20 protein-coding genes are annotated in these 24,852 nt (G+C 51.6%); 16 read left to right on the top strand and 4 right to left on the bottom strand.

Annotated features, from left to right (window positions below; genetic code table 11):
* Positions 1-15: 15 nt before the first annotated feature.
* Positions 16-429: a DUF393 domain-containing protein gene (locus tag IGR76_07525; GenBank protein MBF2078360.1), complete on the bottom strand. Its 414-nt coding sequence runs from the start codon at positions 427-429 to the stop codon at positions 16-18.
* A gap of 482 nt (positions 430-911) precedes the next feature.
* Here IGR76_07525 and IGR76_07520 point away from each other — a divergent pair, with 482 nt between their 5' ends.
* The 8 genes from IGR76_07520 (at position 912) to IGR76_07485 (ending at position 9,652) form a co-directional block, all read left to right on the top strand.
* Positions 912-1,970 carry a PstS family phosphate ABC transporter substrate-binding protein gene (locus IGR76_07520; protein MBF2078359.1) on the top strand — a complete coding sequence of 353 codons (1,059 nt, stop codon included), beginning with the start codon at positions 912-914 and terminating at the stop codon, positions 1,968-1,970.
* Between the two features lie 155 nt (positions 1,971-2,125).
* Positions 2,126-3,067, top strand: coding sequence for a phosphate ABC transporter permease subunit PstC (gene pstC, locus IGR76_07515; GenBank protein MBF2078358.1), 942 nt, complete (start codon positions 2,126-2,128; stop codon positions 3,065-3,067).
* Entirely contained in the window at positions 3,067-3,987 is a 921-nt protein-coding gene (pstA, locus tag IGR76_07510; GenBank protein MBF2078357.1) for a phosphate ABC transporter permease PstA, read from the top strand. The genes pstC and pstA overlap by 1 nt, the downstream gene beginning before the upstream one ends.
* Before the next feature lie 85 nt (positions 3,988-4,072).
* Positions 4,073-4,879, top strand: coding sequence for a phosphate ABC transporter ATP-binding protein (gene pstB / locus IGR76_07505; GenBank protein ID MBF2078356.1), 807 nt, complete (start codon positions 4,073-4,075; stop codon positions 4,877-4,879).
* A 138-nt stretch (positions 4,880-5,017) separates the two neighbouring features.
* Positions 5,018-5,656, top strand: a complete 639-nt coding sequence (locus tag IGR76_07500) for a histidine phosphatase family protein (protein ID MBF2078355.1) — start codon at positions 5,018-5,020, stop codon at positions 5,654-5,656.
* Positions 5,657-5,987: 331 nt separating this feature from the next.
* A complete protein-coding gene (gene rimO, locus IGR76_07495; GenBank protein MBF2078354.1) occupies positions 5,988-7,349 on the top strand; it encodes a 30S ribosomal protein S12 methylthiotransferase RimO in 1,362 nt (453 codons plus the stop codon).
* Positions 7,350-7,365: 16 nt separating this feature from the next.
* Positions 7,366-8,787, top strand: coding sequence for a DEAD/DEAH box helicase (locus IGR76_07490; protein MBF2078353.1), 1,422 nt, complete (start codon positions 7,366-7,368; stop codon positions 8,785-8,787).
* Between the two features lie 76 nt (positions 8,788-8,863).
* A complete protein-coding gene (locus IGR76_07485; GenBank protein MBF2078352.1) occupies positions 8,864-9,652 on the top strand; it encodes a 3'-5' exonuclease in 789 nt (262 codons plus the stop codon).
* 12 nt (positions 9,653-9,664) lie between these two features.
* On the opposite strand, the gene IGR76_07480 is transcribed toward IGR76_07485, so the two are convergent.
* A complete protein-coding gene (locus IGR76_07480; GenBank protein MBF2078351.1) occupies positions 9,665-10,552 on the bottom strand; it encodes a hypothetical protein in 888 nt (295 codons plus the stop codon).
* Between the two features lie 702 nt (positions 10,553-11,254).
* Between IGR76_07480 and IGR76_07475 the strand changes: the two genes are divergently transcribed.
* The 5 genes from IGR76_07475 (at position 11,255) to IGR76_07455 (ending at position 17,966) form a co-directional block, all read left to right on the top strand.
* Positions 11,255-12,109: a BtpA/SgcQ family protein gene (locus tag IGR76_07475; GenBank protein MBF2078350.1), complete on the top strand. Its 855-nt coding sequence runs from the start codon at positions 11,255-11,257 to the stop codon at positions 12,107-12,109.
* A gap of 284 nt (positions 12,110-12,393) precedes the next feature.
* Positions 12,394-13,323 carry a vitamin K epoxide reductase family protein gene (locus IGR76_07470; GenBank protein MBF2078349.1) on the top strand — a complete coding sequence of 310 codons (930 nt, stop codon included), beginning with the start codon at positions 12,394-12,396 and terminating at the stop codon, positions 13,321-13,323.
* Positions 13,324-13,448: 125 nt separating this feature from the next.
* Positions 13,449-16,541: a tetratricopeptide repeat protein gene (locus tag IGR76_07465; protein MBF2078348.1), complete on the top strand. Its 3,093-nt coding sequence runs from the start codon at positions 13,449-13,451 to the stop codon at positions 16,539-16,541.
* A 45-nt stretch (positions 16,542-16,586) separates the two neighbouring features.
* Positions 16,587-16,961, top strand: coding sequence for a cyclic nucleotide-binding domain-containing protein (locus tag IGR76_07460; protein MBF2078347.1), 375 nt, complete (start codon positions 16,587-16,589; stop codon positions 16,959-16,961).
* Between the two features lie 333 nt (positions 16,962-17,294).
* Positions 17,295-17,966, top strand: a complete 672-nt coding sequence (locus IGR76_07455; protein MBF2078346.1) for a PEP-CTERM sorting domain-containing protein — start codon at positions 17,295-17,297, stop codon at positions 17,964-17,966.
* 223 nt (positions 17,967-18,189) lie between these two features.
* On the opposite strand, the gene polA is transcribed toward IGR76_07455, so the two are convergent.
* On the bottom strand, positions 18,190-21,129 hold the full coding sequence (gene polA / locus IGR76_07450; GenBank protein ID MBF2078345.1) for a DNA polymerase I: 2,940 nt from the start codon (positions 21,127-21,129) through the stop codon (positions 18,190-18,192).
* A 93-nt stretch (positions 21,130-21,222) separates the two neighbouring features.
* Between polA and IGR76_07445 the strand changes: the two genes are divergently transcribed.
* Together IGR76_07445 and IGR76_07440 are read left to right on the top strand one after the other, a co-directional pair.
* Positions 21,223-21,633, top strand: a complete 411-nt coding sequence (locus tag IGR76_07445) for a VOC family protein (protein ID MBF2078344.1) — start codon at positions 21,223-21,225, stop codon at positions 21,631-21,633.
* A 124-nt stretch (positions 21,634-21,757) separates the two neighbouring features.
* Positions 21,758-23,044, top strand: a complete 1,287-nt coding sequence (locus IGR76_07440) for a glycosyltransferase family 39 protein (protein ID MBF2078343.1) — start codon at positions 21,758-21,760, stop codon at positions 23,042-23,044.
* A 41-nt stretch (positions 23,045-23,085) separates the two neighbouring features.
* Here IGR76_07440 and IGR76_07435 read toward each other — a convergent pair whose 3' ends face one another.
* Positions 23,086-24,279 (bottom strand): 1-deoxy-D-xylulose-5-phosphate reductoisomerase, encoded by a 1,194-nt coding sequence (locus tag IGR76_07435; GenBank protein ID MBF2078342.1) that lies wholly within the window; start codon positions 24,277-24,279, stop codon positions 23,086-23,088.
* Positions 24,280-24,480: 201 nt separating this feature from the next.
* Here IGR76_07435 and IGR76_07430 point away from each other — a divergent pair, with 201 nt between their 5' ends.
* A complete protein-coding gene (locus tag IGR76_07430) occupies positions 24,481-24,846 on the top strand; it encodes a hypothetical protein (GenBank protein ID MBF2078341.1) in 366 nt (121 codons plus the stop codon).
* The last annotated feature ends 6 nt before the right edge of the window (positions 24,847-24,852 follow it).

Here is a 24,852-nt window from a genome sequence, read left to right as displayed (position 1 = left end):
TATCCCATCACCCCATCACTCCCTCACGCGACACCCATCCCCACAAATCGGATGCTGCGACCAATAGGTATCCCTGCGCTGACCAAAGATCTCGTACCGATGATCGCGCACTTGTTCATACAGGCGATCGCCCGTCCATTTCACCCCTGGGATTGCCCGATACGCCTGCACAAACAAATCCCCTGCGGGCAACCGTCGGCCAATTTCTTCGGCGGCGTTGCTACCCTGCCAGCGCTCTGTTGGATTGTCGGCATTGATTAGCAGCATGCCCAACTCGCAATCGGCGGCGGTGATGCCAAACTGTTCCAGCACAGGCTGATCCTGCATCGGCGCATACTGGAAGCGATCGCCCCGATCGAGGGATTCAAGCAATCTGACCAGCGTCACACACAGATTACAGTTTCCGTCGTAGATTACGTAGTACGTCATACCGTTCCGCTCGACTCATAGCTTGCTCTCTTCAGTCTAAAGAGGTTAACCCGTTGTTGTGAGGAGGAGGGCGATCGCGTTTCCTTTTTCAGGAAACAATCAAAAAAAGTAAGTAGATAGTCGTAAATAAACAAAGCTCTTCGTAGGATGGGTTAGCGATAGCGTAACCCATGCTGTCAAAGGATTTGATGCGTTACGGCTACACCTAACACATCCTACGTTTAATTAGGGTCACCTACTTAGTCTTTAATACAGCAATTAATTTAATTGATAGATGATTTCACTTATCCATCAAATTGCCTTTGAGGAAAAGCTTTAGACTGGAAGCTTATATCAACTTTTGTTGCTTAGACGTTGCAAATCCGCATTTTTTAATTTTTATCTTACAAGAGATAATACTCTGTTAACATTTTTGTTAACCTCATCTTCACGCCCACACAGTACGATGCTTGCGACATGATGTAAAAAATCAGAACAAACCCATGAGTTTTCAAGCAAGCGCAAAGCAAAAAATCCTTTGGACATCTTTAGTGGCTCTCGCTTTTGGTGCGACTGCCTGTGGTGGCGGCGCAACGGATACCGCAACCAGCGATACTGATGGCGCAACGAATCCTGCGGCGTCTGATCTGACCGGGAGTGTCCTGGTCGATGGTTCCAGCACGGTCTTTCCAATTTCCGAAGCCATGGCTGAAGAGTTTATGGCAAAAAACCCCGGCGTTCGCGTCACAGTCGGTGTATCTGGTACGGGTGGCGGTTTCAAAAAATTCTGTGCAGGTGAAACCGATATTTCCAATGCGTCTCGTCCGATTAAGCAAGAGGAAATTGAGCTGTGTAAACAGAATGGCATTGAGTATGTCGAGATTCCGATTGCGTTTGATGGTCTTTCCGTGGTAGTTAATCCTGGAAATGACTTTGCGCAATGTCTGACGGTTGAAGAGTTAAAGACAATGTGGGAGCCTGCTGCGCAAGGAACCATTACCAATTGGAATCAAATTCGACCCGATTTTCCTGACCAGCCTTTGGCACTCTACGGTGCCGGTACAGATTCTGGAACCTTCGATTACTTCACGGCTGCCATTGTAGGAGAAGAATCAGCAAGCCGTGGTGACTATACCGCTAGTGAAGATGACAACGTGATTGTTCAAGGGGTGGCGAGCGATCCAAATAGCTTAGGGTATTTTGGTTTCGCCTACTATTCTGAAAACCAGGATCAACTGAAATTAGTTGAGGTAGATGGGGGGAACGGATGCGTTGCTCCAAGTGAAGAGACTATTGCTGATGGCTCCTACCAGCCACTGTCTCGCCCAGAATTCTTTTACGTGAAGGCAACATCTTTGGACAATCCAGCAGTGGAAGCCTTTGCTCGGTATCAGATTGATCCAGATAATGCAAATCTAGTAGCAGAAACTGGATATGTTCCTCTGCCTGCCGACATTCAGAAGCTTACTGCAGTGCGGCTTGATGAGCGCAGAGTGGGTAGCGTATTTGAGGGTGGTTCTGCTGTCGGCCTAAAGCTGTCTGAGCTACTGAGTAAGGAGTAACGAGATCATCTTCAATCTAGAGGGTTTTGATTTCTCTAGGTTGAGCCTGAGCGGCTGTGGTGCATCTAAGATTCTGTTCGTGCCTCTACAGCCGCTTTGATTTCACTGATTGTATAACGTTTCACTTAATGCTCTCTCTCACCTAGTTTTTCACCATGACAAGTGATTTGCCCTCTTTTCAAACAGAGCGGTCATCCCTCTGGCAGCCCAATCGGCAACTAAGTAAGAGTATTGAGATGCTCGTCAAGATCATTTTCGGTGCTTTTGCCTTTCTTTCTGTCATTACCACTATCGGTATTGTATTAACCCTAATTTTTGAGACCATCAAGTTCTTTAAGGTTGTTCCCCTGTGGCAGTTTCTGACGGATCGGCAGTGGACGCCGTTGTTTAGCAATCAGCAGTTCGGTATTTTCGTGCTTCTGAGTGCCACGATTATGACCACGTTAATTGCGATTTTAGTGGCGCTTCCGCTCGGTTTAATGGCTGCGATTTATCTGAGTGAATATGCTGGTTCTAATACTCGAAAGCGCCTAAAGCCCGCTTTAGAAATTCTGGCTGGAATTCCAACGGTTGTCTTTGGTTACTTCGCATTGTTAACAGTAACCCCGGTCTTGCAAACGTTTGTTCCTGGGTTACAAGGATTTAACGCGCTCAGTGCAGGTTTGATTCTCGGCGTTTCTATCATTCCGTTAGTGGCTTCATTAAGTGAGGATGCCATTTACTCAGTGCCTCAGAGTTTACGCGATGGTTCCTATGCTCTTGGCGCAACGAAGCGAGAAACCATTACCGCTGTAGTAATCCCTGCGGCGCTGTCAGGAATTGTAGCTTCGTTCATTTTGGCTGTATCGCGGGCGATCGGAGAAACGATGATTGTGACCCTGGCCGCAGGGCAAAATCCTCGACTAGGCCTTAATCCGTTGGTACCTGTTCAAACCATGACGTCGTTCATTGTGCAGGTTAGCTTAGGGGATACGCCAGCAGGCTCTCTTGCATACAAAACTATCTTTGTTGTAGGTATGACACTATTCTTAATTACGTTAGTGCTCAACCTATTTAGCTTCTGGTTTGTCCGTCGTTTCCGGGAGAAGTACGACTAATGACTGTTCAAGACCCTCAGTCCATGTATGGCGATCGCTTGCCAAGTGAAGAGATCTTTGTCCCAAATTTAGCGGGGCGATATAAACGAGATGCTGTGTTTGCCGCTCTGGCATTGGTTTGCACCTGGATCGGTTTACTAGTTCTAGCGTGGCTGCTCATCGATATTTTTATGGATGGTGCTCACCGCCTCAATTGGAATTTCCTGACTTCATTTCCGTCGCGCCGTCCTGATGATGCAGGTTTGTTATCTGCTTTGGTTGGTTCGATTTGGCTTATTGGAATTGTGGCATTGTTCGCGTTTCCAATTGGCATTGGTGCAGGTATATTTCTCGAGGAGTTCGTTAAAGACAGCTTCTGGGAAAATATTGTGGAAATCAATATTTCTAACTTAGCTGGCGTTCCATCGATCATTTATGGGCTTTTGGGCTTAGCTGCGTTTGTACGTTTGATGGAGCCTTTGACTGGAGGGCGCAGTATTTTGTCTGGAGGGTTGACTCTTGCTCTTCTGGTGCTTCCCATTGTGATTGTGGCCACTCGTGAAGCTTTACGATCTGTTCCAGATAGTCTAAGACAAGCAGGATTTGCCCTAGGAGCAACTCGTTGGCAAGTGGTGCGCGAGCATATTTTGCCTCAGGCTTTGCCTGGAATCCTGACGGGAACAATTCTGGCTCTTTCACGAGCAATTGGTGAAACAGCTCCGCTCATTACCATCGGAGCATTAACATTTATCGCCTTTTTACCAGACGGGCCATTCGATGCATTTACAGCACTGCCAATTCAGGTTTATAACTGGATTGCCCGTCCTCAGAAAGAATTTCATGAGCTTGCAGCAGCGGGCATTATCGTACTCCTCGTTATGCTATTGCTGATGAACTCGGTCGCGATTTTTTTACGGAATCGGTTGCAAAAAGTTCGTTAGATTTCTTTGTGAGAATGCGGATTCCGTGAAACGTACATGATGGGATTGAAGTTTGATTATTCTGTTGATTTAGAGAGATGCAACCATGGTTTCTGATACGGCTAATTCTACGATTACCGAAGCTATTCTTCGCACAAAAAATCTGCAAGTTTATTATGAATCTAACTTAGCAGTTCGAGATGTCTCATTGGATATCCCACCGCAGAAGATTGTCGCATTTATTGGCCCTTCTGGGTGTGGTAAGAGCACCGTGCTCCGTTGCTTTAACCGTACTAATGATTTGATTCCAGGTGCACGAGTGGATGGTAGAGTAACATTCCACGGTAGAGACTTGTACGGAAAAGACATTGATCCAGTTGAGGTTCGACGTCGCATTGGCATGGTGTTTCAGAAACCGAATCCGTTTCCAAAGTCGATTTATGAAAATATTGCCTTTGGTGCCCGCATTAATGGCTATAAGGGCGATATGGATGAGCTGGTGGAAACCTCGCTACGGCGAGCCGCGATTTGGGACGAGGTGAAAGATAAGCTGAAGGATAGCGGTTTGTCGCTCTCGGGTGGACAGCAGCAGCGGTTGTGTATCGCACGGGCGATCGCCATCGAACCTGAAGTGATCCTGATGGACGAACCGTGTTCAGCGCTAGACCCGATTTCGACTCTGCGGGTTGAGGAACTGATGCAAGAACTCAAAGAGCAATACACCATCGTCATCGTGACCCACAACATGCAGCAAGCGTCGCGAGTGTCAGACTACACAGCCTTCTTTAATGCCGAAGCAACTGAAAAGGGCAGTAAGGTTGGGTATCTTGTGGAGTATGACAATACTCAGCAGATTTTCACCAGTCCAGTCCAGCAAGCCACCCAGGACTACGTTAGCGGTCGTTTTGGCTAAATCTGCAACGATTTCACCGGATTCACTTTGGCTATCATCCTTCAAAACAGCCTGCGTCCATTCGTAAGGCTGTTTTCTGTCCTATTGAGCCTGCATTGAACCTTCGGGCAACGCCGTCCTTTCAACATCGCGATTATTATGAGTCTAACGTTATACCTTCTCCGGCACGGTGAAACGGTGTACAGCCAAACGGGGGGCTACTGCGGCATGCTGGATCCGGACCTTACCCCGGCGGGACACCAAATGGCAGTGGCCTTTGCTGAAGCCCATCGAGATACACCGTGGAATGCGGTGTACTGTAGTCCCATGAAACGGACAGTCGCCACAGCGAAGCCGTTATGTGACACGGTTGGCTTAGATATGCAACTCCGGGAGGGGTTGAAGGAAATGGCCTATGGAGAATGGGAAGGTAAGACCGTTGAGGAGGTTAGAACTCAATACCCAAATGACTATGTTCGTTGGCTAACGGAACCTGCATGGAATCCACCGACGGGCGGCGAAACATCAGTGCAAATTGCCAGTCGGGCGGCCTTAGTGATTGCGGAAATTGAGGAAAAATATGAGACGGGCAACGTCCTAGTCGTGTCCCATAAAGCGACGATTCGGATCATGCTCTGTTCTCTCCTCGGAATTGATGTAGGTCGATATCGCGATCGCATCGATACCCCTGCTGCATCCTTGAGTGTGGTCAAGTTTGACGTTCATGGCCCGTTGCTCCAGCGGTTGGGCGATCGCGCCTATATGGATGAGGTGTTGCGATCGCGCCCTGGCACGTAATTGAACCCTAAATGGACCGATAACGGGGTTCATAAGCCTAGCATCTTCGTCAGCGTTTGCTGGCTTTTTTGAAATTTTGTGTAGTTATGTTGTGTTTTCTAGGTTAGTATTTATAGGCAACCGACTACGCAGAGGTCGCACCTGATAGTATGCATCGTCCTGGCTGGTGCCAGATGTTAGGATCTGAACTCGCCATAATGCGATCGCTGCACGTTTTAAGTATGAACCCCTGAGGTTAACTGAGTAGTCATTTACCCTTGGAATTATTGAAGACCACTAGGTTCTTTTCATACTGTCTGTTTCTGATCCCGACATCGTTGACATAAGCTACATGGGCAATAAGCCAACCATTGCAATCTCACACCTAGGGTGTGAGAAAAACCGAGTCGATACCGAACATATGCTGGGCCTGCTTGTACAGGCAGGGTACGACGTTGATAGCAACGAAGAATTAGCCGATTACGTCATTGTCAATACCTGTAGTTTTATTCAGGCTGCCCGTGAAGAGTCGGTGCAGACCTTGGTGGAGCTGGCAGAAGCGAATAAGAAGATTGTGATTACAGGCTGCATGGCGCAGCACTTTCAGGAGCAGCTTCTTGAGGAACTGCCCGAAGCGGTGGCGGTTGTTGGCACTGGAGATTACGGCAAGATCGTTCAGGTGATTGAGCGGGCTGAGGCTGGCGAGCGGGTGCGGGAAATCACGCCCGAACCCACCTATATTGCCGACGAAACCGTGCCTCGCTACCGAACCACCACTGAAGGGGTTGCTTACCTCCGGGTTGCCGAGGGCTGCGACTATCGCTGTGCATTCTGCATCATTCCGCATCTGCGCGGAAATCAGCGATCGCGATCGATCGAATCCATTGTGGCGGAAGCAGAGCAACTGGCAGCGGAAGGCGTTCAGGAGATCGTCCTCATCTCCCAGATTACAACCAACTACGGTTTGGATCTGTATGGTGAACCCAGGCTGGCGGAGTTGCTGCGAGCCTTAGGGAAGGTGGACGTGCCCTGGATTCGGATGCACTACGCTTACCCAACCGGATTGACGCCTGCGGTGATGGATGCGATTCGAGACACGCCTAACGTATTGCCCTATCTGGATCTGCCGTTACAGCATTCCCATCCTGAAATTTTGCGGGCGATGAATCGTCCGTGGCAGGGTCGGGTGAATGACGGCATTATTGAGCGTATCAAGACGGCTCTACCCAACGCGGTGCTACGGACGACGTTTATCGTTGGCTTTCCGGGCGAAACGGATGCGCATTTCCAGCATTTGATGGCGTTCGTCCAGCGTCACGAGTTTGATCACGTTGGCGTCTTTACCTTCTCCCCCGAAGAGGGAACGCCAGCCTACGACTTGCCCGATCAAATCCCCCAAGCGATCATGGATGAGCGTCGCGATGCCCTGATGGCACTACAGCAGCCCATTTCCCTAAAGCGCAATCAGGCCGAGATTAATCGGGTTGTTGATGTTCTGATCGAACAAGAACATCCAGAGACCGGAGTGCTGGTGGGACGCTCAGCTCGCTTTGCACCGGATGTAGACGGTGTAGTTTACGTTCAAGGTGAGGCTCGCCTTGGCTCTATTGTTCCCGTTGAAATCACCGACGCAGATGTGTACGACCTCTATGGTCAAATCGCAGATGCTCAAACCCAGTTGAGAGGCGCGCTCAGCCGTGTCTCGGCTTGTTGATATAGAAGGAGACTCAATGACGATTTCATTTAAAAGTCTAGGCTTATCCGAGGCGCGCGTTCATCATCTGGAGCAATTGGGCTTCACGCAGCCTACGGCTATCCAGGCTCAGGCGATCCCCCATCTTCTCTCTGGGCGCGATGTAGTCGGACAGGCGCAAACCGGAACCGGAAAAACCGCTGCGTTTTCGCTCCCAATTCTGGAGCAGATTGATTTGGGTAATCGTGCAGTGCAGGCGCTGGTACTCACCCCAACCCGCGAGCTGGCCGAACAGGTTTGCCAGTCGATTCGGGGTCTCAATGGCGATCGCCGTCTTCAGGTTATGGCCGTGTATGGCGGGCAGGCGATCGATCGCCAAATCTCACGCCTTCAGCGGGGTGTACATCTAATTGTGGGCACGCCCGGACGGATTCTAGATCTGCTCGGTCGGGGGGATCTCACCCTGTCGAAGCTGAACTGGTTGGTCTTAGATGAAGCCGATGAAATGCTGAACATGGGCTTTATCAAAGATGTTGAACAGATTTTGAGTCAGTCTCCGTCGGAGCGGCAAACGGCTTTCTTCTCCGCAACGATGGCTCCTGAAATTCGGGAATTGGCCGCTAAGTTTTTGCGATCGCCCGTCACGGTGACCGTTGAGCAACCCAAAGCAGCTCCTAACCGCATCATTCAGCGGGCGTATATGACCCCCCGTGGGTGGTCTAAGGTTCGCGCCTTACAGCCGATTCTAGAACTCGAAGATCCGGAATCCGCCCTGATCTTCGTCCGAACACGCCGCGCTGCTGCGGAATTAACTCGTCAGCTCCAAGCTGCAGGTCACAGCGTCGATGAGTATCATGGCGATCTCAGCCAGTCCCAGCGGGAACGTCTCTTGCTGCGGTTCCGCCAACGTCAGGTGCGTTGGGTGGTGGCAACGGATATTGCTGCCAGAGGTCTCCATGTGGATGATCTCAGCCATGTGGTTAACGTGGATTTGCCCGATAGCGTTGAAAACTACGTTCACCGCATTGGCCGAACCGGACGGGCGGGTAAAGAAGGCGTGGCGATTTCGATCGTTCATCCGTTGGATAAGCGCAAGCTGCGGGATATCGAGTCCCACATTCGCCAAAAGCTGGAATGGGGGCAAATTCCAACACGGGCAGAGATTGAAGCTCGCCAGCTTAATCATTTGCAGACTCGCGTTCGGGAAGCCCTGGCCGGAGAACGAATGGCGTCGTTCCTGCCAATCGTGGCTCAGCTCAGCGAAGAGTTTGAACCACACATGATCGCTGCGGCTGCTCTCCAGATGGCCTACGATCAAACACGTCCTTCCTGGATGCGGGTTGATTCTGGTGCCGCCGAGGAGCAGCAACCCGCCGAGTCTGGAGAACGTTCCTCTCGTTCGCGATCGCGCTCCAAGTTTCCACGTCCGCGTCGGGCATCGTCTTCGCCAACCCGCTAGGTCTTGCCGGGTTGAATAGAATCCCTTAAGCTAACGTGGCACTTGCATTGGAGCAGGTTGCCACGTTATTGATCCCATGCTTTCTTTCGATCTTCTGAACCACTATCGTCACCTTAGCCAAGCGGTTTTTACGGTCGTTGATGTCGAAACGACAGGCATTTATCCGATTAAGAGCCGTGTGATTGAGTTGTCTGTTCTCCAGGCCAGTTTGACCGATGGTGTGATTACCCAGCGAACAAGTCTGATCAATCCAGGGGTTATCGTTCCGCCACCGATTACCCGGTTTACGGGCATTTCCCAAGCGATGGTGGATACGGCACCGCCCAGCGCCGAGGTCTTTCCTGCTTATTTGCCTAGTGTCCAGCGTGGCACCCTCACTGCCCATAATCTGGAGTTTGACTACGCCTTCCTCCAATCTGAATTTCAGCAGCTCGACATTGAGTTTGAGCGCTCGGAGGATGAGCGGCTCTGTACGGTGCAGCTTGCGCGCCTGATGCTGCCAGAGCTGCGATCGCGCAGTTTGCCCAACTTAGTGCAGCACTTCAACTTCTCTGTAGGAGCGTCCCATCGGGCAGAAGCGGACACTCAAGCCTGTTGGTTACTCGCAGAACGGCTCCTCACCGAAATTGTGAACGAATCCGATGAGGAATTACTGCAACGCTTTGCCCAGCAGTGGCTCCCGCTGAAATATGCAGCACGATTGATGGGATATCGTCCTTCCGTAGCGCGATCGCACCTCCAATCCGCTGGAGCAGAGGGTCGATTGGTGGGACAGGGCAAGTCTAAAACCTGGATGTTTCGTCGGGGCGATGTAGAACGGGTGATTCTAGAGCAACGCGGCGATCAGCAACTGTCTTGGTTTTAGCGTCCAGTGAGGCTATCGATACTCGTCCGACGCACTCCGCCACGCATAGGGATCGCCGTAGAGGGTTGCTGTTTCGGTACTTTGGTTAAACTCAATTTGGATAGCAGGACTGAACCCCAGATCCAGATAACCAGAAAGCCAGGTGCGATTGTTTGACGGATTCACGAACGCAACTTGGTACGTGCCTGCAGCCAAATAAATAGATTGGGTGGAATTTGAGGCATCAAAGGCCAGTTGCTGGCTTCCATCCTGCCCCGTCAGTATCACAGTCACATCGCTGAGGCTTCCGGAAACAAGCTCTACCTGCACCAAACTATTGTTGCCAAAGGTAGGGATAGGATACGGCACGTAAACCCGATCGATGATGGATGGCTCGTAGTAGTATGAATCGTCATCGTAGCGGTAGGGATAGCGCCAAGGATTGTCTAGAAACGAGGAGCCGTAGTAAAGGCCAAAGTCCTCGTCGCCGTAGTACAGTCGAAATGTCCAGTCGCCGATGTTCCACGGTGGGCGATCGCCATAGGAACGATACAGATGATCATCAATATAGCGATCCTCGCTATCGCCGTAGTAATGGTGATACTCATCTTCCCAATACTCTCGGAGATGGTCGTTCTGTTCCTCGCGCCGAGTTCGCCACTCGCGTAAATCATTACGCCACTCGTCCTGGGCATTTTGCAACTGTTGGCGCATCTGATCGTGTTGATCCATCGCCCGCTGACGGTCTTCCTCTCTCTGAGTCTCGAACCGCTCCTCCTGATCTTGCGTCCATTGGGCGATCGCCGCCGGGGAGGACTGAACATCATTACTTGCTGGCAGATTCCCGTTGGCAGCATAGCTGGGGGTAATCTGCATAGCCCACAAGAGGCCAATGGAAAGAAGGGGAAGAGGCGATCGCATGGGAAACCTCCATCAAGGGACGAGAACGCTGGAAAGATGGCCAACTCGATAGACGCCCTATCTATAGGATAGTCCGTCCGACGAGGCGGTGAGGGGATGGTAACGGTGGTCGCCCTCCAGCCTGTGGGGGTTCAGCCTTGCTACATAATCGAACTCTGACAATTAGCCCGATCCAAGATGGAATCTGCACGCCAAAATAGAGCTAGCCCCTTGGTAAGAGTCCTCTGGGGTTGCCATGATGCCGAGCAAATCGCCTCGGTGCATCCCCTGTGGGCGATCGCTGAATTTTGAAGTTCCAATGGACTAGAAACCACGGAAACAGATTCTGCTGGATATCAAATTCCGATGAATGACCATCCCTTGAGACATTTCGGTTCCAGATTACTGTTACAGTTAGACATATCAGTGCGTCTCAATACCCCAGCGTCTTCTTATGGACTGGATTTTTCAGATGAACTGAGGAACCAATGGAGTTAAGATGAGATTTCGGAAACTCCAGGATTAGGCGTGCGATCGCCCTCAAAGGCTCATAGAACGTGGGAAAAGTCAGCTTTTCCTAAGTTCCAGTGGCTTTTCTGAGTCGAACATTGTTATCTAGTAGCCTCAATTGCAGACATTCCCATTTGCAAGAGTTGGCAACATTGTTCTTGGCGTTACGCTGTCCGTATACTGAGGCCAAATAGTCCGAATAATGTTAGACCCGTGGACTTAAAGCAAACGTTCAAAACAAACAATCCTGTTATTGGTGTCATTCACCTCTTGCCACTGCCAACGTCTCCACGTTGGGGTGGTAGTCTGAGCGCTGTTATTGAGCGTGCCGAGCAAGAGGCCACTGCGTTAGCCTCCGGTGGAGCGCACGGGATCATTGTTGAAAATTTCTTTGACGCACCCTTTGTTAAAGATCTGGTTGACCCAGCCGTTGTGAGCGCATTTAGCATTGTGATTCAGCGTCTGAAGCAACTGGTTACCTTACCCATTGGGGTGAATGTGCTGCGGAATGATGCGTGTAGTGCCATGGCGATCGCCACCTGTGCAGACGCACAGTTTATCCGCGTCAACGTCCTCACCGGAGTCATGGCAACCGATCAAGGCTTAATTGAAGGGCAGGCGCACAAACTGTTGCGCTATCGGCGCGAACTCGGTAGCGATGTCAAGATTTTTGCAGATGTGTTGGTAAAACACGCCCGACCGCTCGTTTCTCCCAATCTAACCACGGCGGTTCAGGAAACCATCGAGCGGGGATTGGCCGATGGGGTGATTCTTTCCGGCTGGACAACGGGAAGTCCGCCCAGTTTGGAAGATCTAGAACTGGCGACGGCTGCCGCAAACGGAACGCCTGTATTTATTGGCAGTGGTGCGGATTGGGAAAATATTCCGCGATTGATTCAGGCGGCGGATGGCGTCATTGTATCGAGTTCGCTGAAACGTCGTGGCCAGATTGATCAGCCGATTGATCCCATCCGCGTCGGACAATTTATCGAATCCATGCAGCAGGGAATTGAGAAGAAGCCTCAGACAGTCGAGGCTCCGAAGTCTGTTCCCGTATCAACTCTGTAAATCAACTCTGTAAAGAGAAACGGTGGAATTCGGCTCGGAGAGGATGGCAAGGTTAGGATAGGAGCGGGAAAGTCATCGTTCACTAGAGACAGTGTCCACTCCTCGTCTCAAGTAGGATAGGATAGTTGCCTAACCTGCACATCGGCTTTATCAGAGTCGCCAGGTTGCAGCCAGCAGCAAGCTATCCTTTGAAATATCAACGTTTTTCCGTTCACAGTTCCATTTGCTGTGAACTCTTGTATTGTTTTAGTGTGTTGTTAGCCTGTTCCCATAGGTGAATGCTTATGAGCCGTCGCCGTCAACAAACGTCCTGGCTTCAGCGTCGGTCGCGCCTAATTATTGCGGCGATCGCAGCCGTTGGAGCTATAGGGACTGCATATCTGACGATTGTTAAACTTTCAGGAGACGCTGCAAGCTGTCCCACGAAGAGTTGTGACCAGGTCTTGTCTAGCCCCTATGCCGAGGTGTTTGGACTGCCTTTGACCCTCTTTGGATTTTTGGGCTATGCGTCAATGGGCATCATGGCGATCGCGCCCCTACTGATCAACCCAGAAACGCAAAAAGACTTACGGTACAAAGTTGAAACCTGGACGTGGTTGCTCCTATTTCTGGGGGCAACTGCCATGGCGACCTTCAGCGGTTACCTGATGTACGTGCTGGCCTTTAAGCTTCAGGCTGCTTGTCCGTACTGTATTGCCTCTGCTACCTTTAGCCTCAGTATGTTCTTGCTGACTATCTTTGGTCGAGCCTGGGCAGATAAAGGCCAGCTCGTCTTTTCGGGGCTCATCGTTGTAGTCGTCACGTTAGTCGGAACTTTGGGTATTTATAACCACATCGAAAATCCGCCGCCGCCAGTCGTTGCCGAAGATGGGGGGCAACTGGGTTTGCCCATTACCACCAGCTCTGGGGAGTCGGAAATTGGCCTTGCGAAGCATCTAACCTCCATTGGAGCCAAGATGTATGGAGCCTACTGGTGTCCGCACTGTCACGACCAGAAGCAATTGTTTGGCAAGCAAGCTGTTGCGGAACTGACCTACATCGAATGTGCGCCGGATGGAGCCAATTCTCAAACTGCGTTGTGTCAAGAGCAGAGTGAAAATGTCCAAGGATTCCCAACCTGGGAAATTAACGGCCAGTTTTACGCTGGGACTCAGACTCTGGCACGCTTAGCCGAATTATCGGGTTATCAAGGGCCAAGCAACTTCCAGAATTAGGTCAATCCTCAGCTTAGATAGAAAGAAGGCTTCCGATTTGGGGGCCTTCGTGTTTTTTGTTCACAAAATTGGGTGATCTCGAAATTCAGTTGGCAAAATCTGAAGAGAACCGCTACTGAGAATCTATGCGCGACGTATCCCAAGCCCTCCGTCTTGCCAATCAGCAATACCAAACTGGACAATTTGCCCAGGCCGAGCAAACCTGTCGGCAACTCTTAACGGATGTAAACGACTCCGAGATCGAGGCTCAGACCTGGCAAATCTTGGGGATGGCGCAACAGCGTCAGGGTAATTTGGACGGGGCGATCGCATCCTATCAGCAGGCGATCGCCCTGAATCCGAGTGATGTGCGAAATTACAACAATCTCGGCACGGCATTTCGGGCGTTGAATCGTCCCACAGAGGCGATCGCATCCTATCAGCAAGCCCTTGAACATCGCCCCAACTATCCCGAAGCCCACAATAATCTGGCAAATCTATGCCGTCAGCAGGGGCAGCTAGAGGAGGCGATCGCCCATTATCAGAAAGCGTTGGAATTACAGCCAGGGCTCGTAGATGCGATGCACGGTCTGGGCAGTGTCTATCATCAGCAGGAGCAGTACGAAAAAGCGATCGCGTGGTTTCAGAAAGCGATCGCCCAAAATCCCAAAAATCCTGACGTGTTGAATAATCTGGGCAACACGCTGCAACGACTGAAAAAGTTTGACCTGGCTATAGAGTGCTACCGTCGGGCGATCGCCCTGCGTAAGACCGATCCCGCTTTCTTCAACAACTTAGGTGCGGCGCTGCAAGAGTTGGGTCGGGTTGAGGAATCCGTGGTGGCCTATCAGCACGCGATCCAACTTCAGCCAACCTATGCCGATGCGTACTACAACCTCGGCAATAACTATAAAGAGCAGGATCGCCTGGAGGATGCTGTTCGCGTTTACGAAACGGCGATCGCCCTCCGTCCCGACTATCCTGCGGCTTACAACAACTTGGGATTGGTGCTATTTGAACGTAATCAACTGGACGAATCCATTGCAACCTATCAAAAGGCGATCGCCCTCCGCGCCGACTATCCCGATGGTCATCTCAACATGGGGCTGTCCCTGTTGCAAGCTGGAGATTTAGCCGCCGGATTTCGGGAATACGAATGGCGATGGCTCGTGAAAGGGCCAAACTTCAAACCCGCGCGAGTGTTTCCACAACCCCAATGGGATGGCGGTGATCTGGATGGTCAAACCATTCTGCTCCATGCCGAGCAGGGCTTTGGCGACACCATCCAATTTATCCGCTATGCGCCGCTGATTGTGCAGCGCGGTGGACGGGTCGTTGTCGAGTGTCAGCAGCCCTTAGTGAGACTGTTAGCGTCAATGGAGGCGATCGCCCAGTGTGTGCCGCGCGGCGCAACGCTGCCCGACTTCGACGTTCATGCCCCGATCATGAGCCTCCCCCACCGGTTCGGCACCACCCTAGACAGCGTTCCCGCCCAGATTCCCTACCTCACGGCTCCAGATGCTCCTCGATTGCCGCTGTCCGAAACGGGACGCCCACGGGTGGGGATCGTGTGGGCGGGAAGTCCCGGCAATATGAACGATCGCCGCCGCAGTGTACGCTTTCAGGACATCCAACCTCTCCTTGAAGTGGATTCCATTGAATTTATCTGTCTGCAAAAGGAAGTGCGTCCAGAGGAGGAAGCGCTGGTACAAGCCGCAATCCAAGCCGGACAGCTTCAGGATGGGCGATCGCTCCTGGGTGACTTTGCCGACACCGCCGCCATCCTGAACCAACTTGATCTGATCGTGACCGTCGATACCTCCGTCGCCCATCTCGCCGGAGCCTTGGGGCGTCCCGTGTGGGTACTGCTCTCCTATGCCCCCGACTGGCGATGGATGCTCGATCGCGAGGATAGCCCCTGGTATCCCACCGCCCGCCTCTTCCGGCAATTCCAACCCGGCCACTTGCAATCCGTCATCCAATCTGTACTGAACGCCCTCCAATCTCACTTCCCCACCTCTTCACCTCTCCCCCCCTCCCCCCCTTCACCTCCCGCCCAACTCATCGCTCTCGGATGGCAGATCACTCCAGCAACAGGATGGGGCGTGTATGGCATGAACTTAGCCCTCCAACTGCTCAAGGCAGGGTATGCTCCTGTCCCTCTACTCCCACCGATGCGGGTTCCGTCGGCCTCCTTCAATCCGCTGCACTGGACGCTGATTCGTCCTTTCTTTGCCTATCAACAGAAAATTGCGGAAACGCTGAAGCAGCAGCCTGACGGAGTAACGGGGAATTTCCTGCTCTTGCGCGGATTGGGCAATCAAGTCCGTACCTCTCCCGATCTGGAGCGCATTTCGGGACGCTCGAACGTGGGCGTGATTTTCTTTGAAAATACGCAGCTTAGTCCAGAGGCGATCGCCCGTGCCCAAAGCTATGACCTGATCGTGACCGGATCGCGTTGGAATGATGAAGTATTGCGGAGTTACGGCTGTACAAATGTGCGAACCGTCTTTCAGGGGATTGATCCGGCTATTTTTCATCCGGCACCGAGTAACCGTCTATTTGGCGATCGCTTTGTGATCTTTTCCGGTGGCAAGTTGGAGTACCGCAAAGGTCAAGATCTGGTAGTGGCTGCCTTCCGCATCTTCCAAGCCCGCCATCCCGATGCCCTGTTATTAACCGCATGGCATAACTTCTGGCCGAAAACGATGGTGGGATTGGAGCAGGCGGGACACGTTACAGAGTTGCCCGCTATGGACACCAATGGACAGTTGCAACTTACTGAATGGCTGGTGCAGCAGGGAATTCCTGCCCGGGCCGTGGTCGATCTAGGCGCAATTCCAAATCATCTGGTAGGGCAGGTGGTGCGGGAAGTAGATGTTGCCGTGTTTCCGAATCGGGCGGAGGGGGGCACCAACCTCGCCGCAATGGAGTGTCTCGCCTGCGGCGTACCCACGATTCTCTCCGCCAATACTGGACATTTGGATTTAATCGCCACTAATCCCGACCACTGCTACGTCCTGCGTGACCAACGCCCAGTTAAGCCTATTCAAGAGTTTCCGGGTACAGATGGTTGGGGCGAGTCCAGGGTAGAGGAAATTGTGGAACGGCTAGAGCAGGCATATGGCGATCGCTCCCAAGCCAAAACCATTGGGCAACGCGGCGCAGCCTTTATGCAACACTGGACATGGAGCCAACAAACCCACAAACTACTGGAAATTCTATCGCCGTTACTGTAGGCTCATAACACTCAGCATGTAGACAGAATGTAGAAGTGATTCCGTATGCTTAAACCCGCTCAAACTGTTCAAGTTCTCCAACGCCATTCCGAACCCAGCACCTTTGCAGCCGGAGACGCCATTTTCAGAGAAGGAGAAACGGGCGATCTCATGTTTGGCATTATCGAGGGTGAAGTCGAGATGCAGATCAACGGCAAAACCATCGAGATTCTCGAAGTCGGGGATGTGTTTGGCGTCGGCGCATTGGTGCATGAGGATCAGCTTCGCACGTCTACGGCGATCGCCAAAACGGATTGCAAAATCGCCGCCTTGGATCAACAGCACTTTATGTTTGCCGTTCAGAGTTCCCCCATATTTGCCCTGGAAGTGATTCGCAGCTACTCCGATCGATTCCGCAAGGCCAAAGAAGCAATTAGCTAAAAATAGCTCAAATAGTGCTCATCAGGCTGGCATAGACAGACGTGACGCTTTGCTCTTCTATGCCAGTTAATTGGTAATTTTAAATTTTAATACGACTTAAAGGCTTAATCTATATAATTCTTGCAACCTTTCGACGTATTGGAAATCCTCACGTTATGTTTAAATCAGGGTTATCTACGCTAGCTGACTTTAACACTCCTGCATCAACCTATTTTGAGAGTCACTACGCATCAAGGGCTTTTTAGGCTATCCTCGGAACCCAAGCTCTTCAAGAAATTGGCTGTTACCTAAGAATTTATCCACAATTTATTTGAATCAAGCCAGGAGGTTTTCATGCGTACACTGCAAGATCATTCTCAAGTTTTTCGTAGTGCCAGAAACACTGCTTCAAAAGCTTTAAAAGTAAGAGGCACAGACGCTATTTTTCTAGCTGGAAGACTGGATGTTACAATTCCCCCATTAGGCAGCTCATCAAGCACGTTTCCATTAACCAGGCATGGCACGGTACGGTCAGATTTCCTGCGAGAAAACTTTCCAAAATCCATACCCGTCAAGCCTAGAAAAACATTGAAGTTTAAGGCAAAGGGAGCTATCGACTTTTTTAATGGAACCTCTGCCGGATACGGCCCTGATGGCGGTGCCCCCCAAGGTACAAGTCTGTTTGGAATCGCTGGGATCAGTGGATATGACGGACCAACGGGGGGGCTAGTCGGAGTTTTTCTAAGCGACGAAAATCCGAAAGATACCTTCCGACCCAAGAGCCTTAACTTTACACCAACGGGGCTTGGCACGGGATTTAAGAAGCTCTCTCCAGAACTTGGTCAGGTCTTTTTCATTGGCGATGGTCGGCGGGGAACTGGAGTCGGCAATCAGCAAAAATTTGTAGCCCCTAAAGGAGCGACTCGTCTGTTTTTCGGTATTGCCGATGGTTTTGGATTTGTAGGAAAACCGGGATATTATGAAGATAACGATGGTTTCTACAAGGTTTCAATCACTCGGTTATGAGATGAATCAATGAAATCATGTGAGAGTTGTTGGGTGAGTTGTTGGCTATTATTTTGAGCCATGCTCTAGCCTGAACCTAAAGCCTGGGCATTGTAACCTGGGCTTTTATAGTGCTAGCCATATCGGTTAGGACATTTTGGTGGGGTGGCTTCGCCGCTCCACCAAAATGTCCATGTCCTAAGCTAGCTGGCAACAGCTGTATATATGGAGATACATTCCTGCATTACTTGGTTTCCATCCAGTTTTTGCCAGCGTTTACCTCCACAACTAGGGGAATAGTCAGATCTACTGCTGACTCCATCACCTGTTTAATCTTAGGTTTCAACTCATCCCACTCCTCAGGTGGTACTTCAAACACCAATTCATCATGGACTTGCAGCAGCATTCGTGCCTGGTAATGCTGCAACAGGTCGTGAAGTTTCACCATGGCCACCTTGATAATGTCGGCGCTAGACCCTTGAATGGGTGCGTTGGCGGCGGCTCGTAGAAGCTGGGCATCGTACTGACCGGGAGATTTGATTTTATCGAGGTCGATAGTGCTGGCATCTTTGCCTAGCAATGATTTGAGTTTGCTGTTTGTAAAGTTAAAATAGCGTCGCCGCCCCAGGATTGTGGAAACATACCCGTGGGCGATCGCCTCTTGTTGCATCTGTTGAAGATAGGCAAAGACGTTGGGATAGCGTTCGTTGAAGCGATCGATAAAGGTTTTAGCATCTGTGCGGCTGACGTTGGCTTCCCGGGCAAACCGAGACGCTCCCATGCCATAGATCACGCCAAAGTTAATGACCTTCCCTAAACGACGTTCTTCAGAGGTAATGTCCTCTTTTTCAAAGAGAAGCCTTGCCGTGAGGCTGTGAACGTCATCGTTGTTGCGGTAGGTGTCGAGTAAAATGGGTTCCTGACTGAGATGAGCCAGAATCCGCAGTTCAATTTGGGAATAGTCCGCCGCTGCTAGCAGCCAACCGGGTTCTGGAATAAAGGCTGCTCGAATTTGGCGACTAAAGGCCGTGCGGATCGGAATATTTTGCAGGTTGGGATTGGAGGAGGATAAACGACCTGTGGCAGTAATGGCCTGATTAAAGTCGGTGTGGACTCGTTGGGTGGTGGGGTCAACCAGGGCAGGCAACGCATCCACGTAGGTGGATTTCAGCTTTGCCAAGGTGCGATGTTCGATGATGCTATCGATCACGGGATGATCGCCTTGGAGTTTTTCCAACGTTGCGGCATCGGTGGAGTAGCCTGTCTTTGTTTTGCGGGATTTTTTGCGATCTAGATTTAGGGTGTCAAATAGAAGCTCACTCAACTGTTTCGGTGAGCCTAGGTTAAACTCGGTTCCGGCAGCGGCATAGGCTGTTTCTTCAAGGTGGTGAAGATCTATCTCTAACTGTTTCGAGAAAGTTTTCAGATACTCCTGATCAATGCGAATACCGCAATACTCCATCTCCGCCAGCACAGGTTCTAGAGGGAGCTCTACAGCGTTAAGCAACGTATCCAATTCAGGAATGTCTGCCAGTTTGGCCTTCAAATGGGGGACAAGGTGGAAGGTGGTGTATACGTCTGTGCCACAGTAGTGGGCGACTGCTTCAACGCTCATATCGGCAATGGTTTTGCCTTTGGGTACAAAGTCGCTGTAGCTTTTGGCAGTGATGTTGAGATAGCGCAGACCCAGATCGGCAAGGTTGTGACTGTCCTCTGGATTCAGCACATAGCTGGCTAGCATCGTGTCAAAAACGACGCCTGCCAAGTTGATGCCTTGGGCACGCAGAATCAGGCGATCGAACTTCGCGTTTTGGAGCACTTTGGGATAGGCAGCACTTTCCAGGATCGGCTTGAGTTCTTTGAGAACTAGAGATTTTTCTAAGGTCTCGCCCGTGTGGTGTCCGATGGGAATATAGGCTAGGTCAGAGGGACTCTCTCCCCAGCAGCAGCCGATGCCCACCAGATCGGCCTTGAAGGGATCTAAGGCAGTGGTTTCGGTGTCCCAGGAAACGGGGCGATCGCTCTCTGTGCAGGTCTTTAAGTGCTTAACGAGATTGGCGAGCTTAGCCGGAGTGTCAATAATTTGGGGCAAGATGGCAGCATTAGAAACTTGCCGACTCGCCATCGTATCTTCCGCGCTGAAAAACCAGGTGTCATCATCGTCACGATCTCGATTTGAGGTAGATGGATTTGAAGCTGACTGTAAATCCTCTACGGTATCCTGGAGCAGTTCCGTATTCACTTCGCCGCCAAAGATCTGCTGAAGCTTGGGAAGTTGGTTTAAAAACTGGCGAAACTCCAGTCGTTGCAGCAACGGAATCAGGTTTGTGCTGTCGAATCCGGTGAGCTTGCAGTCCTTGGGGGAAATCTCAATGGGGACATCGAGATGGATTTGCGCCATGTACTGGGAGTGAATCGCGGCATCTTTGTCCGCTTCGAGTTTTTTGCGAACCGCAGGCTTAATCTCCTCCAAGGACGCATAGATTTTGTCTAAGCTGCCGTAGGTGCTGAGGAGATCCACGGCTGTCTTTGCGCCTATTCCTTTTACACCCGGAATATTGTCGGATGAGTCACCGCAGAGGGCTTTATAGTCCACCACCTGTTCGGGCGTAACGCCCAACTTATCCAATACCTGCTGCGGGCCAAACTCTGTGCCTTCAGACGTGGCACTGCGGTTGAAGGCGTTGCTGAGGTACAAAACGCTGATGCCCTGATCCGCATCCCGATCGGCATTCACTAACTGAAAGAGGTCGCGATCGCCACTCAGGATCTTGACCCGAAACCCTTCGCTACTCGCCCGTCGTGCCAGGGTGCCAATCACATCATCGGCTTCGTAGCCCTCGACAGTCACTACGGGCAGATTGAAGGCCGCCAGAATCTCCTGAAGGTTTTGAATATCGGGAATGAAATCTTCGGGGGTTTCGGCGCGTCCGGCTTTGTAGGTGTCGTCGGCGGTGTGGCGATAGGTGGGTTTGTCCAAATCGAAGGCGATCGCCATGTGGGTCGGGTTTTGAGCCTGCACCATATCCAGCATGGATTTGAGAAATCCATAGGTGACGCTGGTGGGAATTCCGGTGGAGGTGCGTAATCCCCCATCTCGCCCTTTGGCATGGGCATAGTAGGAGCGGAAGGCGAGGGAATGACCATCGACGAGAACGAGGAGTGGAGTAGAAGATTGGGACATGGATAGGCGCAAGGCTAGGGACTAGATTCCGATTGTATCTTTAGAACAGGTGTATTGTTCTTGGAGGTGTCGATTCTCTGTGGAGGCGAAAAAATGGTTTTGGGCACCATGAATCACCTGTCAATTACCGTGAGCGATCGCGACCAATCAGAGCTATTCTACGATGCCGTTCTCACCTTCATGGGCTACGCGCAAGTAGAACGCAACGAAGACTTTACCATGTGGTGGCAACAGGCCGCAGGGGCGATTTTGATTGTGACAGCTAATCCCGATTCTCCAAATCAGCATCACGATCGCTACTCCCCTGGACTCCACCACTTTGCGTTCAATGCCGATCATCGAGAGCAGGTCGATGCCCTCTATCAGCAATTACTGGATATCAACGCAACAATCCTAGATCCACCCGCTGAATACCCTCACTATGCCGAAGGATACTATGCCGTATTTTTTGCCGATCCAGATGGCATCAAGCTGGAACTGGTGCATATGCCGAAGGTGGACTGAGGGGCGATCGCCCTTGCAGGAACAAAGGTAGAAGACGAAATGATGTCAGGTGAAGCCCACGCAAAGGCGTGAGCTTCAGTTCGCTTCAACCTATGGTCACATTACAACCAGCAAGATTTAGAAAATCAAGAAATCGTCACTGGCGATCGCCAGTCTCATTCCCATCTTTCTGGTTGCGTTTGGCGTTTTGACCCTGCCCGATGCACCGCTCATCTTTTTCTGGACGGCAGCTCTATATACGGCAGCGACCGAGTTTTTTCCGATCGGCGTTGAACGCGATCGCCCCTTGTCCACCTTGTCCTATCGTCCGACCTACCGAATTGCGCTGATGGGCCTATGGGTCGGTTTAGCCTGTCTGAGCAAATATCATGGAGCCTTACTGGGAGCCGGACTCGTCGGTTTTTGCCTGACGAGTTCTAGGCATCGGCGTGTTCTGGGGTCACCCTGGATGCTGGTGAGTGTGGGGCTGTTTCTGCTGGCGATCGCTCCCATCCTGATCTGGAATCTAGAGCATGACTGGGTTTCCCTCCGGTTTCAGGCAGACCGAGCCGTACCAGAAAGCAGCTATCGTTGGAGGGACATGCTCGGCACCGCGCTCGTCGGGATTGCCTACCTTTTTCCAACGTTTGGCGTGCCGCTGTGGTGGGTGAGTGGTCGGGCACTGCTATCTCCCCTTCGGAAACTGAGGCTGCCGTCTCTCCGCCATCGACTGGTGTTGTGGACAGCGTTACCGTTGATCCTGGGATTCACGCTGATGGGGGGCTACCGTCCGATTCTGCCGACCTGGGCGATGCCAGGATTTTGGAGTACGACGTTACTACTGGGAACCTATGCCGATGGGTGGTATCAGCGATCGCCCCGTGCAGTGTATCGCTGGTTATGGGGATCGGGATGGGCGATCGCCCTGTTGCTGGTGGTTGCGTTATTGCATATCAATCTGGGGCTATTTCAGTCGGGTAGCCGATATGCCCTTGGAGGGCTGACCCTCGCGCCCGAAAACGATGCCTCGGTGCAACTGTTTGATATTTGTCAAGTGCGCGAACGCTGGCAAGCCTCTCCAACAGCGATCGCGGCTCTCCATCAAGCCGACTTTGTATTTACGGACAACATCTACCTCGCAGGTCAGGTTGGAATGGCGATCGCGCCCATCTCAGACGTGCCTGTGACCGTTCTGGATGACGATCTGCGGGGCTTTGCCTTTTGGTCTACTGCCGAGGAATGGGTCGGTCATGATAGCCTGTATGTCGCCACCACCTGGCAAACTCGTACAGATCCCACTCGCTACGAGCCGTATTTTGAGTCCATCCAGCCCATCGCTGAACTGCCCCTGCAGCGCGGTGGTGGCGTGGTGCAGACCCTAAACCTTTACGCGGCCCAAACGTTGCAGCGTTCCTATCCCCGACCGTACTAACCTGCCAACGGGGTAGACCCAGTGAGGGAGGAACCCCAGGTTTATCGAACGCTGACGACGGAGGCGGAGGATAATGTTTGACTCACGGCGATCGCCTCTTGGCGTGCCCATTGATCCGCGTGCAAAATGTCATCCAAGGTTGGAGTGCTGCGGTTACCAGATTGATGGCGATCGCACACGGTTTCAATCACTTTGGGGATATCCAAGAACTGAATCTGTTCGTCAATAAAAAGCGCCACCGCTTGTTCATTCGCCGCGTTCAGCACCGCCGGCATAGACCCTCCGGCCCGACCCGCGGCGTAGGCCAACTGCATACAGGGATATTTTTGATGATCCGGTTCCCGGAAGGTCAGATTCCCGGCCTTGACCAAATCAAGCGGTTCCCAGTCGGTGTAGATTCGCTCTGGGTAGGACAGCGCATACAGCAGCGGTAGCCGCATATCCGGCCATCCCAGTTGCGCCAGGACGGACGTATCCTGAAGTTCAATCAGTGAATGGATAATGCTTTGGGGATGGATCACGATATCAATACCGTCGTAGTCCATGCCGAACAGGAAGTGGGCTTCGATCACTTCGAGTCCCTTATTCATGAGGGTAGCAGAGTCAATCGTAATCTTAGGCCCCATCGACCAGTTGGGATGCTTCAGAGCGTCGGCAACGGTCACGCTCGCCAAGGTTTCCACGGGGCGATCGCGAAATGCGCCACCGGAGGCGGTCAAAATAATTCGGCGCAGTCCCCCATCGGGCACCCCTTGTAAGCACTGGAAAATGGCGGAATGTTCCGAATCGGCGGGTAACAACTTCACCCCGTGCTTTTGGATCAGCGGCAGCACCACTGGCCCCCCTGCAATCAATGTTTCCTTATTGGCAAGGGCAATATCTTTACCCGCTTCAATTGCTGCGATCGTGGGCAATAGTCCCGCACACCCGACGATCCCGGTGACGACCGCTTCGGCATCGCCATAGCGAGCCACCTCAACCACCCCTTTTTCCCCGGCTAGGATGATCGGTTGGGGATCAACATCGGCGATCGCCGCTTTGAGGTCAGCCAGCTTTGACGCATCGCAAATGGCGACAATCTCCGGTTTGAACTGGCGAATTTGGGCAGCCATCAAGTCTACATTTCGCCGCGCTGCCAACCCTACAAGCCGAAACTGGTCAGGGTACTGCGCCAGAATATCCAGGGTTTGGGTGCCAATCGAGCCAGTTGAGCCAAGAAGAGTAATCGGTTTCACGGGAGGGGATAAAGATGACCAGCCTCTTTACTATAAAATGTCGGGGGATCATTACCACTAGCTTTTGTGATCCACCATCGCTGTTGGAGAGGGGGAAGAAAGCTCCTGAACAGACGCCCCATTCGCAGAATTCAGTGGTTAAATAGTGGTCAAAGGTTTCATGGATTTAGTTGATTTAGACAACGGACTGTCAATAGCAGCATGGGGCTAGCGGTTCTGATTATTAATATTAATTTGGCGATCGCAGGGCTTTGCTGGTACGGCGTTTGGCGGGTTCTAAAGATTCGTCGTGCCTTGGCGATCGCCGTTCGTGGTTTAGATATTGCAGAGCGCAGTACTCACAATGTGCTGTACGGTGCGCCCCAGGCCATTATGAAAGGACAGCTCGGAATCTATCGGCTCCGTCAACGATACCAAGGTCTGGAATTACAACTGCAAAGGCTGCAAATGGTTTTGTCCTTGCTCAGTTTTGGACAAACGGCTTGGTTCCGCCTATCTCCCGCTAGACGGCAGCGGCGTTCAAAGTGGGTTAAAAAATCTATGATGGTGAGCAGGGAACAGTTGTAGGGAGGT

Origin of the sequence: Synechococcales cyanobacterium T60_A2020_003, assembly GCA_015272205.1 — a bacterium.
In the GTDB taxonomy this organism is placed as follows: Bacteria; Cyanobacteriota; Cyanobacteriia; order RECH01; family RECH01; genus JACYMB01.
This window is presented reverse-complemented; position numbering and strand designations above follow the sequence as displayed.

Coding starts and splice junctions, on each gene's coding strand:
- IGR76_07525 (MBF2078360.1), bottom strand. CDS start 429: ATGACGTACTACGTAATCTACGACGGAAACTGTAATCTGTGTGTGACG.
- IGR76_07520 (MBF2078359.1), top strand. CDS start 912: ATGAGTTTTCAAGCAAGCGCAAAGCAAAAAATCCTTTGGACATCTTTA.
- pstC (MBF2078358.1), top strand. CDS start 2,126: ATGACAAGTGATTTGCCCTCTTTTCAAACAGAGCGGTCATCCCTCTGG.
- pstA (MBF2078357.1), top strand. CDS start 3,067: ATGACTGTTCAAGACCCTCAGTCCATGTATGGCGATCGCTTGCCAAGT.
- pstB (MBF2078356.1), top strand. CDS start 4,073: ATGGTTTCTGATACGGCTAATTCTACGATTACCGAAGCTATTCTTCGC.
- IGR76_07500 (MBF2078355.1), top strand. CDS start 5,018: ATGAGTCTAACGTTATACCTTCTCCGGCACGGTGAAACGGTGTACAGC.
- rimO (MBF2078354.1), top strand. CDS start 5,988: ATGGGCAATAAGCCAACCATTGCAATCTCACACCTAGGGTGTGAGAAA.
- IGR76_07490 (MBF2078353.1), top strand. CDS start 7,366: ATGACGATTTCATTTAAAAGTCTAGGCTTATCCGAGGCGCGCGTTCAT.
- IGR76_07485 (MBF2078352.1), top strand. CDS start 8,864: ATGCTTTCTTTCGATCTTCTGAACCACTATCGTCACCTTAGCCAAGCG.
- IGR76_07480 (MBF2078351.1), bottom strand. CDS start 10,552: ATGCGATCGCCTCTTCCCCTTCTTTCCATTGGCCTCTTGTGGGCTATG.
- IGR76_07470 (MBF2078349.1), top strand. CDS start 12,394: ATGAGCCGTCGCCGTCAACAAACGTCCTGGCTTCAGCGTCGGTCGCGC.
- IGR76_07465 (MBF2078348.1), top strand. CDS start 13,449: ATGCGCGACGTATCCCAAGCCCTCCGTCTTGCCAATCAGCAATACCAA.
- IGR76_07460 (MBF2078347.1), top strand. CDS start 16,587: ATGCTTAAACCCGCTCAAACTGTTCAAGTTCTCCAACGCCATTCCGAA.
- IGR76_07455 (MBF2078346.1), top strand. CDS start 17,295: ATGCGTACACTGCAAGATCATTCTCAAGTTTTTCGTAGTGCCAGAAAC.
- polA (MBF2078345.1), bottom strand. CDS start 21,129: ATGTCCCAATCTTCTACTCCACTCCTCGTTCTCGTCGATGGTCATTCC.
- IGR76_07445 (MBF2078344.1), top strand. CDS start 21,223: ATGGTTTTGGGCACCATGAATCACCTGTCAATTACCGTGAGCGATCGC.
- IGR76_07430 (MBF2078341.1), top strand. CDS start 24,481: ATGGGGCTAGCGGTTCTGATTATTAATATTAATTTGGCGATCGCAGGG.